This window comes from Citrobacter sp. MGH 55, assembly GCF_016906145.1.
Lineage (GTDB): Bacteria > Pseudomonadota > Gammaproteobacteria > Enterobacterales > Enterobacteriaceae > Citrobacter_A > Citrobacter_A amalonaticus.
Map to the genome: position 1 here is coordinate 833,702 of NZ_CP070239.1, position 12,560 is coordinate 846,261.

The window sequence follows — 12,560 nt, forward strand, 5'->3', positions numbered from 1 at the left end:
ATGAAAAAATTAACCATTGGCTTAATTGGTAATCCAAATTCCGGCAAGACAACCCTGTTTAACCAACTGACCGGTGCGCGCCAGCGCGTAGGCAACTGGGCTGGGGTCACCGTGGAACGTAAAGAGGGGCAATTCACGACCACGGATCATCAGGTCACGCTGGTCGATCTGCCCGGCACGTATTCGCTCACTACCATCTCTTCGCAAACCTCTCTGGATGAGCAGATTGCCTGCCACTACATTCTGAGTGGCGACGCCGACCTGTTAATTAACGTGGTAGATGCCTCAAATCTTGAGCGTAACCTCTATCTGACGCTGCAACTGCTTGAGCTGGGCATTCCCTGCATTGTTGCACTCAACATGCTCGACATTGCGGAAAAACAGAAAATCCGCATTGATATCGACGCCCTTTCAACCCGCCTTGGCTGCCCGGTCGTCCCGCTGGTTTCTACCCGTGGACGCGGTATCGAAGCGCTGAAGCTGGCGATTGACCGCCACAACAAGAACGAAAACGTTGAACTGGTGCATTACGCCCAGCCGCTGCTGCGTGAGGCCGATAAACTGGCAAACGCCATGGCTAAAGAAATGCCGGTACAACAGCGCCGCTGGCTCGGCCTGCAAATGCTGGAAGGGGATATCTACAGCCGGGCATACGCCGGTGACGCTGCTGCGCAACTGGATATTTCGCTGGCGCATCTGAGCGACGAGATGGACGACCCGGCACTGCATATCGCCGATGCGCGTTACCAGTGCATTGCGGCGATCTGCGACGTGGTGAGCAACACTTTAACAGCAGAGCCCAGCCGCTTTACAACGGCGGTGGATAAAATCATCCTCAACCGTTTTCTCGGTCTGCCGATCTTCCTGTTTGTGATGTACCTGATGTTCCTGCTTGCCATTAACATTGGCGGCGCGCTGGCCCCTATTTTTGATGCTGGCTCTGTGGCGATTTTTATTCACGGTATCCAGTGGATCGGTTATACCCTTCACTTCCCGGACTGGCTGACCATTTTCCTCGCCCAAGGGCTGGGCGGTGGGATTAACACCGTTCTGCCGCTGGTTCCGCAGATCGGCATGATGTACCTGTTCCTCTCGTTCCTCGAAGACTCCGGTTACATGGCGCGCGCAGCGTTTGTGATGGACCGTCTGATGCAGGCGCTGGGACTGCCGGGCAAATCATTCGTCCCGCTGATTGTCGGCTTTGGCTGCAACGTACCATCGGTGATGGGGGCCCGCACCCTGGATGCGCCACGTGAGCGCCTGATGACTATCATGATGGCACCGTTCATGTCCTGTGGGGCACGACTGGCGATTTTCGCCGTGTTTGCGGCGGCCTTCTTCGGGCAGAACGGCGCGCTGGCGGTGTTCTCCCTGTATGTGCTGGGCATTGTGATGGCGGTATTGACCGGCCTGATGCTCAAACACACGATCATGCGTGGCGAAGCGTCTCCGTTTGTTATGGAGCTTCCGGTTTATCACGTCCCGCATATCAAGAGCCTGATCATCCAGACCTGGCAGCGCCTGAAAGGGTTTGTGCTGCGCGCCGGTAAAGTGATCGTCATTGTCAGCATCTTCCTGAGCGCGTTTAACAGCTTTTCACTCAGCGGCAAGATTGTCGATAATATCAACGATTCGGCGCTGGCCTCCGTCAGTCGCGTCATCACCCCCGTCTTTAAACCGATTGGTGTTCATGAAGACAACTGGCAGGCAACGGTTGGGCTGTTCACGGGCGCGATGGCGAAAGAAGTGGTGGTCGGTACACTCAACACGCTCTATACCGCAGAAAACATTCAGGATGAGGAATTTAATCCGGCTGAATTTAATCTTGGCGATGAGCTGCTGAGCGCGCTGGATGAAACCTGGCAGAGCCTGAAAGATACTTTCAGCCTCAGCGTACTGGCGAACCCTATTGAAGCCAGCAAAGGCGACGGAGAAATGGCGACTGGCGCAATGGGCGTCATGGATGCGAAATTTGGCAGCGCGGCGGCAGCCTACAGCTACCTGATTTTCGTCCTGCTGTACGTTCCCTGCATCTCGGTAATGGGGGCAATTGCCCGTGAATCGAGCCGCGGCTGGATGGGCTTCTCCATTCTGTGGGGGCTGAACATCGCCTACTCGCTGTCAACCCTGTTCTACCAGGTCGCCAGCTACAGTGAGCATCCGCGCTACAGTCTGGTTTGTATCCTGGCCGTGATCCTGTTTAACGTTGTGGTGCTGGGACTGCTGCGCCGGGCGCGTAGCCGGGTGGATGTCAATCTGCTGGCCACGCGGAAAAAAGCCAGCGACTGCTGCGCCAGTACAACCACCGGCGATTGTCACTAAGGCGTCACGATGGCTTCGCTCATTCAGGTTCGCGATTTATTGGCCTTGCGGGGGCGCATGGAGGCAGCGCAAATCAGCCATACATTGCATACGCCGCAGCCGATGATCGACGCCATGCTCAGTCAACTGGAAATGATGGGTAAAGCTATGCGGATTCAGGAAGAACCTGACGGCTGTCTCTCCGGAAGCTGCAAAAGTTGCCCGGAAGGCAAAGCCTGCCTGCGTGAATGGTGGGCGCTGCGTTAAGGTATTACGGAGAGTCCGCAAGCAGCACGGCGTTTGTATGGTGCGTCGTTGCCACTGGTGGTTACCGTCGTTCCTGATGACGAGATTATGCTGCATCGCGCGGAACCATTAATCTCCGGCCCGGTAAGTAAGGCACTTTCCGGGCATTTTTCTTCGCGTTACAGTCTTTGCTTTAGCGCCACCAGCGTCTGACAGAATTCATCAGGATGCGAAATAAACGGGGCATGCGCTGCCCTGGCAAAGATCAGCGATTCGCTCGCTGGCCATAGTGCATCAAGCAGTGGCACCACCTTGCGGGGAACCAACCCGTCAAGATAGCCGTACAAACGCAGGAACGGTACCGTTAACGATGTCAGTGACTCGCGCAGATCAACCATTTTCAGGATCTCCAGCCCTCCGTTAAGCACATCTACCGGCGGCATCGGCAGCGCCAGCACGGTCTTTTTCAACGCGCGGGCATCCTGACGCGCCGTTTCCGTTCCCATCGTTTGCAATGCCAGAAAGCGCTCTACCGTCCGCTGGAAGTCTTCACTCAGTTGCTGCTGGAACCCCGCCAGGACTTCCGGCTTAATCCCCGGCCAATTTTCACGTGCGCTGAAACAGGGCGATGACGCCACCGTCACCAGCGCCTGAACGCGCTCGGGATGAGTTAATGCCACCTGGCTCGCCACTAACCCGCCAAGACTCCAGCCGAGCCAGATAGCGCTCTCTGGCGCCAGTTCCAGGACGCGCTCCGCCATTTCCTCAAGCGTCATGGCCCCAAGACCCTGGCTGCGGCCAAAACCCGGTAAATCGACCAGATGCAGCGTGAAATGCGAGCTCAGTTCCTCGCTAATGCAATGCCACACTTCGGCGTTAAGTCCCCATCCGTGCAGCAGCACAAGATGACAATTTCCCTCTCCACGGGTCTGCCACCAGATGTCATTCATCAGTTACTGTTCTCTTTTCGCCAACAAGGATGAATCTATGCTAACAGTACCGGGATTATGCTGGCTATGCCGAATGCCGCTGGCGCTGAGTCGTTGGGGGATCTGTTCTGTATGCGAACGCGCTGCGCGTCGGCACGTCTCGCTCTGTCCACGATGTGGACTCCCCTCCGCGCATCCCACAATGGCCTGCGGGCGCTGCCTGCAAAAACCGCCGCCCTGGCAGCGACTGATTACCGTCAGCGATTATGCCCCGCCGCTCAGCACGCTCATTCATCAACTTAAGTTTTCCCGGCGCAACGACATCGCCCCCGCGCTGTCGCGCGTTTTGCTGCTGGAGGTATTGCAGGCGCGTCGTCAGACCGGGCTGACCCTGCCGGACAAGCTGATTAGCGTTCCTCTATGGCAGCGCCGCCACTGGCGCAGGGGGTTTAATCAGAGCGATCTGTTGTGCCAGTCGCTGTCTCGCTGGCTGCGTTGTCCCTGGGACTGTCGAAGCGTTACGCGCATTCGCCCTACCGCCACTCAGCACCATCTCAGTGCCAGATTGCGCAAGCGCAACCTGAAAAATGCCTTTCGCCTTGAATTGCCGGTGAAGGGACTCCATATGGTTGTTGTGGATGATGTCATCACGACCGGGAGTACCGTCGCGGAGATCGCACAGCTGCTTTTACGCAACGGCGCGGCGACTGTCCAGGTATGGTGCCTGTGTCGAACCTTGTAGAGCCTCGATGATGGGCGTATTATAACCAACTAAAATAGTCAACTATTAGGCCATTACTATGATCCGTATTTCCGATGCTGCACAAGCGCACTTTGCCAAACTGCTGGCAAATCAGGAAGAAGGGACACAAATCCGTGTATTTGTGATTAATCCCGGTACGCCTAACGCTGAATGTGGCGTTTCTTATTGTCCGCCGGACGCCGTGGAAGCAACCGACACCGCCCTGAAATTTGACCTGCTGACCGCTTATGTTGATGAGCTGAGCGCGCCCTATCTGGAAGACGCTGAGATCGATTTCGTGACCGATCAACTGGGTTCCCAACTGACGCTAAAAGCGCCGAACGCGAAAATGCGTAAAGTGGCTGACGATGCGCCGCTGATGGAACGCGTGGAATATATGCTCCAGTCGCAAATCAACCCGCAGCTTGCCGGCCACGGTGGTCGTGTCTCTCTGATGGAGATCACCGACGAAGGCTACGCCATTCTGCAGTTTGGTGGCGGCTGTAACGGCTGCTCCATGGTCGATGTGACCCTGAAAGAAGGGATCGAGAAGCAGCTGCTGAACGAGTTCCCGGAACTGAAAGGCGTTCGCGACCTGACCGAACACCAGCGCGGCGAACACTCCTACTACTAAGTTCGCTGCTCGCGTATTGCCCGATGGCGCTAACGCTTATCGGGCATAGCGCCCCTCTTTGCGACTTCAGCAATATCCTCTTCGATAATTTGACCTGCCTCGCATAATTTAAATTTTGCCTGCCGGGGTGATTCTCAATCACCCTATGTTACCCGTATCATTCATATGGGCACCAAACACACACATCACATCCGACTAAACTAGATAGTTTTAAGGGTAATCCGTCGAGGTGCCGTTACGTCTCTGTTCCCGGTTGGGACAAACGTAGTTTGTCGTCAAAACATTGACGTTACCCATAACAAATTGAAAGGCCAGGTAAATCATGCCATTAGTCATCGTTGCTATCGGTGTAATTTTGTTATTACTCCTGATGATCCGCTTCAAAATGAACGGTTTCATCGCTCTCGTCCTGGTGGCGCTTGCGGTTGGATTGATGCAAGGAATGCCGCTCGATAAAGTCATTGGCTCCATCAAAGCGGGTGTCGGCGGCACCCTGGGAAGTCTTGCCCTGATTATGGGCTTTGGTGCCATGCTCGGCAAAATGCTGGCAGACTGCGGGGGTGCGCAACGTATCGCCACCACGCTGATTGCGAAATTTGGTAAGAAACACATTCAGTGGGCCGTGGTATTAACCGGTTTCACCGTCGGTTTTGCCCTGTTCTACGAAGTGGGCTTTGTGCTGATGTTGCCGCTGGTGTTCACTATTGCCGCCGCGGCTAACATCCCGCTGCTGTATGTCGGTGTTCCGATGGCTGCGGCGCTCTCCGTCACGCACGGCTTCCTGCCGCCGCACCCAGGCCCGACCGCTATCGCGACCATTTTCCATGCCGACATGGGTAAAACCCTGCTGTTTGGTACGATCCTGGCAATCCCGACCGTCATTCTGGCGGGTCCGGTCTTCGCTCGCTGCCTGAAAGGCATCGATAAGCCGATCCCGGAAGGTCTGTACAGCGCGAAAACCTTCACGGAAGAAGAGATGCCGAGCTTTGGCGTCAGCGTCTGGACCTCATTGGTTCCGGTGGTACTGATGGCAATGCGCGCTATTGCAGAGATGATCCTGCCGAAAGGCCATGCGTTCCTGCCTGTTGCCGAGTTCTTTGGTGACCCGGTGATGGCAACCCTGATTGCAGTCCTGATCGCCCTGTTCACCTTCGGTCTGAACCGTGGCCGTTCAATGGATCAGATTAACGATACGCTGACCTCTTCCATCAAAATTATCGCAATGATGCTGTTGATCATCGGCGGTGGCGGTGCGTTCAAGCAGGTGCTGGTCGACAGCGGCGTGGACAAATACATTGCGTCCATGATGCACGAAACCAATATCTCTCCGCTGCTGATGGCATGGTCTATCGCCGCCGTTCTGCGTATCGCGCTGGGTTCTGCTACCGTCGCCGCAATTACGGCGGGTGGGATTGTCGCACCGCTGATCGCGACCACCGGCGTCAGCCCTGAGCTGATGGTTATCGCTGTCGGTTCCGGTAGCGTTATCTTCTCTCACGTAAACGACCCTGGCTTCTGGCTGTTCAAAGAGTACTTTAACCTGACCATCGGCGAGACTATCAAGTCCTGGTCGATGCTGGAAACCATTATCTCTGTCTGCGGACTGATTGGCTGTCTGCTGCTGGGAACGGTGGTTTAACGCTAAAAAGAACCCGCCAGTTGGCGGGTTCTTTTTTTTACGTCTTCTTCGCTGCCGCTTTTCGCCGTTTATCCAGATCCTTAATCAGCTTGTTCACCCGTTCATCGGCAAACATCGCTTCAAGAGTCACGGAGAGCTTACGACGCCAGTTTTTGTACTCTGAACTGGTCCCCGGAATGTTGACCGGTTCCGCCATATCCAGCCAGTCTTCCGGCTGCAACCCTAATAACGCACTGTTACTGTCGGCGATATAACGCTGCATCCCCCGATTGAGCATCGGCGTCATCGCCATCAGCGAAGCTTTACGCCCGGCACGTTTTGGCAGGCAACCGTACTTGTGCAGCGCATCTAATAGCCCTTGTTTCGCCCGCTCACGGTCCTGATACAGTCCGCGCAGCACCACTTCATCAGGATACAGTCCCAGCGCTTTACCCAGCGTCAAATCACCGCTGTCCCAATAACCTTTGAGCGTAGGAAGATCATGCGTCGTCGCGACAGCCATTGATTGTTCCGGATACGCTTTCGGCGCACGGTAGTTCTTCTCATGGTCGTTCTCGAAATAGAGCACTTTGTAAGAGTACACGCCGCTGGTTCGCAGTTTGCCAACAATCTCCACCGGAACGGTACCCAGGTCTTCACCAATCACCATGCAATGGTGACGCTGACTTTCCAGCGCCAGAATCGACAACAGGTCGTCGACCGGATAGTGAACATAGGCGCCGTGGTCGGCGGTTTCACCGTAGGGGATCCACCACAACCGCAGCATCGACATGACATGATCGATGCGCAGCGCGCCGCAGTTTTGCATATTCGCCCGCAGGAGTTCGATAAACGGCTCGTAGGCACGCGCCGTAATGATATGCGGATCCATCGGCGGCAGGCCCCAGTTCTGTCCAAGCGGACCGAGGATATCCGGCGGCGCGCCAACAGAGGCTTTCAGGCAATACAGCTCGCGATCGCACCAGGTTTCCGCCCCACCTTCCGCCACGCCCACCGCCAGATCGCGATACAGGCCAATTGGCATCTTAAAGCCCTGACTGTTTTCCCAGCAGGCGGCAAACTGGATGTACGCCAGCCACTGTAACCAGAGATAAAAATCCACTTCATCACGATGTTCGTGACAGAATTTTTCCACCTCCGGCGAATCAACAGACTGATACGCTTCCGGCCAGGCAGGCCAACCCCAGCGCAGTTCATCCTCTTTCACCTGCCAGGCATGCAGCGCATCAAACGCCGCCTGCCAGTACAGGCTGTCGCCTTCCTGAGCCACGAACGCCCGGAATGCCGCCATCTGTTCATCGTCGCGCGTGGCAAACCCTTTCCATGCCATGCGCAGCGCGGTCATCTTCAGCGTGGTGACTGCCGAGTAATCCACCCATTGGGCATCCCGCGCCTGTTGCAGTATTTTCTGCGTATCGGGCATCTGCCACCAGGCCTGCGCTTCTTGACTCAGGCGAAAATCATCGACAGCGTTCACATCAATGTAAATGACGTTCAGCCAGCGACGTGAAGACGGGCTGTACGGGCTGGCGCTCTCCGGGTTTGCCGGATAGAGCGCGTGGATCGGATTGAGGCCGATAAACGCCCCCCCGCGTTTTGCTACATCCACCAGCATTGACTTCAGATCGCCGAAATCACCGATTCCCCAGTTGTGCTCTGAACGCAGCGTATAGAGCTGTACGCAGGCACCCCAGAGTTTCTGCCCGGTCAGCAGCGCCTGCGGCTCGTAGCAGCGTTTTGGCGCCACGATGATGCGGCAATGGTGTCGCTGTTCATCCTGCGTCAGGGTCAACGTGTGATAACCCAGCGGCAGCTTTGTCGGCAGAGTAAAGGATTTCCCGCCGGTGGCGTGCCCCTTAAACTGCACACCCTCTTCGGTGGTCAACAGCCAGTTGAATTCACCGTGTCCCTCTACCGCTAGCGACATCTTTTTGCCTGCGGTGTAGACCATCACATTCGGCACCGCCGTCACCGCTACCTTTGCGGCGGCAGCGGTACGGTGCATAGCATCCAACAAACGTCGCTTGGTTTCGGCACCAATTGACTGCGGCTTGCCGTGGGCATTGATATAATTGGGACTGATCCCCGCCGCCAGCGCGGCATTATCCAGACGTTTGCTATCCATCGCGCTTCCTTAGCGTTTCGCCTGCCAGATTCGGGTCTGATAATCGCGAATGGAGCGATCCGAGCTGAACATACCGCAGCGTGCGGAGTTCAGGATCGCCGCACGCGTCCAGGCCTCCTGGTCACGATACAACACATCCACCTGTTTCTGCGCCTCAACGTAGGCCGCAAAGTCCGCCATCACCAGATACGGATCGCCCCCCTGTTTGCCTATGCTGTGCAGCATCTGATCAAAGGCATGCTTATCGCCGGCGCTGAACTTACCGCTCTCCAGCTCTTTCAGCACGGCATCGAGTACTTTATCCTTTTTGCGCCATTTCAGCGGATCGTAGCCTTTGGCTTTCAGCGCCTTCACCTGTTCCACGGTATGCCCAAAGATAAAGATATTCTCATCACCCACTTTCTCGGCGATTTCTACGTTCGCGCCGTCCAGGGTGCCGACCGTCAGTGCGCCGTTTAGCGCCAGCTTCATGTTGCCGGTGCCGGAAGCTTCTTTCCCCGCTGTGGAGATCTGCTCGGAGATATCCGCCGCCGGAATCAGCATTTCTGCTGCTGACACGCAGTAATCCGGCAGGAACACCACTTTCAGTTTGTCGCCGACGTTCGGGTCGTTATTAATGGTTTCCGCCACCTTGTTAATGGCAAAGATGATGTTTTTCGCCAGGTAGTAACCCGGAGCCGACTTCGCGCCAAACAGGAACACGCGCGGTACGCGATCGGCCTGCGGGTTTTCGCGAATCTCTTTATACAACGCCAGGATATGCAGCAGGTTCAGGTGCTGACGTTTGTATTCGTGCAGACGCTTAATCTGAATATCGAAAATCGCCTGCGGGTTAATCTCAATCCCAGTACGAACTTTCACAAACTCAGCCAGACGTACCTTATTGGCCTGCTTGATATCACGCCAGGTCTTGCGGAATTTAGCATCATCAGCGTACTTCTCAAGATTGATCAACTGATCGAGATCGTTCGCCCACTCTTTCTTCAGCGTTTTATCAAACAGCGCAGCCAGTTCCGGGTTGCACTGTTTGATCCAGCGACGCGGCGTGATGCCGTTGGTCACGTTATGGAACTTGTTCGGCCACAGTTGGTGATATTCCGGGAACAGATCTTTCACCACCAGATCGGAGTGCAGTGCGGCAACGCCGTTGACCGCAAAGCCGCTGACGACGCACATGTTCGCCATGCGCACCTGTTTGTCGTGAACCACCGCCAGCTGTGCCCAAACCTGCTTGTCGCCAGGCCAGGTTTTATCGACCAGCGTCTTAAAGCGATCGTTAATCTCTTTGATGATCTGCATATGACGCGGCAGCAGCGCTTTCACCAGCTTCTCATCCCAGCACTCCAGCGCTTCTGGCATCAGGGTATGGTTGGTATAGGCGAACGTTTTGCTGGTGATCGCCCAGGCGTCGTCCCAGCTCATCTGATGCTCGTCAAGCAGCACGCGCAGCAGTTCCGGAATCGCAATGGTCGGATGGGTATCGTTCAGTTGAATGACTTCGTAATCCGCCAGCTCATGCAGTTTGCGGCCAGCCAGATGATGACGACGCAGAATGTCTGCCACTGAACAGGCGCACTGGAAGTATTGCTGCATCAGACGCAGCTTCTTACCCGCCGTGTGGTTATCGTTCGGGTAAAGCACTTTGGTCAGTTTATCGGCGTCAATCCCCTGCTGTTCCGCACGCAGGAAATCGCCGTCATTAAATTTGGTCAGGTTAAACGGATGAGCGTGAGTGGCCTGCCACAGACGCAGCGGTTGCGCCACGCCGTTACGGTAGCCCAGCACCGGCAGATCCCACGCCTGCCCGGTAATCACAAAGCCGGGTTCCCAGTGACCGCCTTTTGTCACCTTACCGCCAATACCCACCTGCACATCAAGCTGCTCGTTATGACGGAACCACGGATAGCTGCCGCGATGCCAGTCATCCGGCGCTTCCATTTGCTGGCCGTCGGCAAAGGATTGACGGAACAGGCCGTACTGATAGTTCAGACCATAACCGGTGGCAGATTGACCCACGGTCGCCATTGAGTCCAGGAAGCAGGCGGCAAGACGCCCTAATCCTCCGTTGCCCAGCGCCGGGTCGATCTCTTCTTCCAGCAAATCGGTAAGCTGGACGTCGTACGCTTTCAGCGCATCGCTCACCGCCTGATACCAGCCCAGGTTAAGCAGATTATTCCCCGTCAGACGACCAATCAGGAACTCCATCGAGATGTAGTTCACATGGCGCTGATTTTTCGCCGGTTTCGCCACAGGTTGGGCACTGAGAAGTTCCGCCAGCGCGCCGCTGACGGCGTGCCACCATTGACGGGACGTCATCTCGTGAGCTGACAGTAAACCGAAACGCTGCCACTGACGTGTCAGGGCTGCCTGAAATTGCTCTTGATTGAAGGTTGGCTGTGACATAGGAATTCCGGGTCCTTTGGTAAAAAACAACGTTATCGCTAGTTTGCCAGGCTCAATGTTGACCTTCCTCATCCCACTCTTGATTAGGCGGGGAGGAGTAGTGGGGATGAGCGTAAAAGTGTGATCGGTGCCACTCTCGCGTACCGCACCCGACTGTTCAGTTCACAGTCATACACTTATTTTAAACCATTTTTATATTTTACCTGGCTCTAATCACAGAATCAGGGAAGAAATGATATAACGCGGATATGAAGAATCTCTCTGGTTTCAAGTCCATATAAAAACAAAACCAGTTGAAATGACAATAATACAAGCGCACACTAATTTTATTGTATTTTAATATATTATCACCACTAATAAATTAAAAGGAAATAATATGTCCCATTTATCCTGGCTCACGCTGACAGGAGAGATTCAGGGAGATATATCAGCGCAGTGCGGCTCCCGGAGTTCAATAGGTAATAAATCTCAAACCCGTCATATTGATCAGATAATGATTTACGCACTTGAACATGAAACATCACGGCAACAAAATGTTTGTCATCATGAATTGCAAATAATTAAGCCCGTTGACCGTTCGTCGCCGTTACTCAGCAAAGCCATCAACGATAACGAAACACTTGAGTGTGAACTCGACCTGTATCGCGTTAATCCAGGAGGTCAACAGGAGATCTACTATAAAATTAAACTATTCAAAGCTCATATTTCTAACATCAAAATAATTGTGCCACATAATATTATTGAACATGGAAACGAAGCACAGGAACGTGTTTGTTTTACGTATGAGTCCATCAGTTGGGAACACTGTATGGCGAGCACCAGCGCCTTTAGCTTTTGGAGCGACCGGCTCTTCTGAGTCTGAATAACATATATAAGGAAATAGCATGCGTCATCGTCCCTCTTCTTCGTTGTACGAGAACACTTCACGTCATCCCGATGGCGATCCGCTGCGCGGCTCAGCAGACATCCACTGGAGTTCAATGAACCCTGTGCAGCGCGATATGGCTTTTATGGATGGATCATTCATCACACAACACCACCATATCCTCCTGTTGACGATAGAAGAAGCACAGCAAGTCGTGGATGACTTAATGGGAGGAATTGATCAGTTTTTTTCGTACCGCGCAGCGCCGGGGAATATGAAAGATGGACTGGATGCCTTTCGCAGTCTGTCTAAGCTCACAACATATTACAACCCGGCTAACGAATTGGTTTTTAACTTTACTGTATTAAAAATAAAAGCGATCGAGTACAACGTGGGCGGCAAAGCCTATATAAAAATTACGGGATACCCTGCGTTACGCCGTATTCTTAACGGGACCCGCTACGGTGCCAGGCATCCGCAAATACTGGAAATGGCCATCGGTAAACGTGGGCTTTACAACAGTATCAGCAGTGGTGTCAGATATTGCCTCTATTTTTCTCTGGCCTGGCGAGCCATCGAATTGATTTTTAAACAGATTATCAGATGGTGGATTTTCTGGTCGATATTTCAATGGACATGGCTAAAGCGGTAGTGTCGGGGGTTGTGATTGGGGTGG

General features: G+C 54.3%; 10 protein-coding genes. 7 read left to right on the forward strand and 3 right to left on the reverse strand.

Annotated elements, in window-relative coordinates; genetic code table 11:
* Positions 1 to 2,322 (forward strand): Fe(2+) transporter permease subunit FeoB, encoded by a 2,322-nt coding sequence (feoB, locus tag JTI98_RS03350; protein WP_044326698.1) that lies wholly within the window; start codon positions 1 to 3, stop codon positions 2,320 to 2,322.
* A gap of 9 nt (positions 2,323 to 2,331) precedes the next feature.
* Positions 2,332 to 2,568: a [Fe-S]-dependent transcriptional repressor FeoC gene (feoC, locus tag JTI98_RS03355; RefSeq protein ID WP_044326699.1), complete on the forward strand. Its 237-nt coding sequence runs from the start codon at positions 2,332 to 2,334 to the stop codon at positions 2,566 to 2,568.
* A 158-nt stretch (positions 2,569 to 2,726) separates the two neighbouring features.
* Here the strand turns inward: feoC and bioH are convergent, their stop codons facing one another.
* Positions 2,727 to 3,497: a pimeloyl-ACP methyl ester esterase BioH gene (bioH, locus tag JTI98_RS03360; protein ID WP_216081915.1), complete on the reverse strand. Its 771-nt coding sequence runs from the start codon at positions 3,495 to 3,497 to the stop codon at positions 2,727 to 2,729.
* A 37-nt stretch (positions 3,498 to 3,534) separates the two neighbouring features.
* Between bioH and gntX the strand changes: the two genes are divergently transcribed.
* The 3 genes from gntX to gntT all read left to right on the forward strand — a co-directional run bounded on the left by gntX (position 3,535) and on the right by gntT (position 6,491).
* Positions 3,535 to 4,218 carry a DNA utilization protein GntX gene (gntX, locus tag JTI98_RS03365; protein WP_216081916.1) on the forward strand — a complete coding sequence of 228 codons (684 nt, stop codon included), beginning with the start codon at positions 3,535 to 3,537 and terminating at the stop codon, positions 4,216 to 4,218.
* A 58-nt stretch (positions 4,219 to 4,276) separates the two neighbouring features.
* Positions 4,277 to 4,852 (forward strand): Fe-S biogenesis protein NfuA, encoded by a 576-nt coding sequence (gene nfuA / locus JTI98_RS03370; protein ID WP_042998432.1) that lies wholly within the window; start codon positions 4,277 to 4,279, stop codon positions 4,850 to 4,852.
* Between the two features lie 322 nt (positions 4,853 to 5,174).
* Entirely contained in the window at positions 5,175 to 6,491 is a 1,317-nt protein-coding gene (gene gntT / locus JTI98_RS03375) for a gluconate transporter (protein WP_042998433.1), read from the forward strand.
* A 37-nt stretch (positions 6,492 to 6,528) separates the two neighbouring features.
* On the opposite strand, the gene malQ is transcribed toward gntT, so the two are convergent.
* Entirely contained in the window at positions 6,529 to 8,616 is a 2,088-nt protein-coding gene (malQ, locus tag JTI98_RS03380; protein ID WP_216081917.1) for a 4-alpha-glucanotransferase, read from the reverse strand.
* 9 nt (positions 8,617 to 8,625) lie between these two features.
* A complete protein-coding gene (malP, locus tag JTI98_RS03385; protein WP_216081918.1) occupies positions 8,626 to 11,019 on the reverse strand; it encodes a maltodextrin phosphorylase in 2,394 nt (797 codons plus the stop codon).
* Between the two features lie 376 nt (positions 11,020 to 11,395).
* On the opposite strand from malP, the gene JTI98_RS03390 reads away from it, so the two are divergent.
* Complete coding sequence (locus tag JTI98_RS03390; protein ID WP_042998436.1) at positions 11,396 to 11,875, forward strand: Hcp family type VI secretion system effector; 480 nt, start codon at positions 11,396 to 11,398, stop codon at positions 11,873 to 11,875.
* A 28-nt stretch (positions 11,876 to 11,903) separates the two neighbouring features.
* Positions 11,904 to 12,536: a hypothetical protein gene (locus JTI98_RS03395; protein ID WP_231500465.1), complete on the forward strand. Its 633-nt coding sequence runs from the start codon at positions 11,904 to 11,906 to the stop codon at positions 12,534 to 12,536.
* The last annotated feature ends 24 nt before the right edge of the window (positions 12,537 to 12,560 follow it).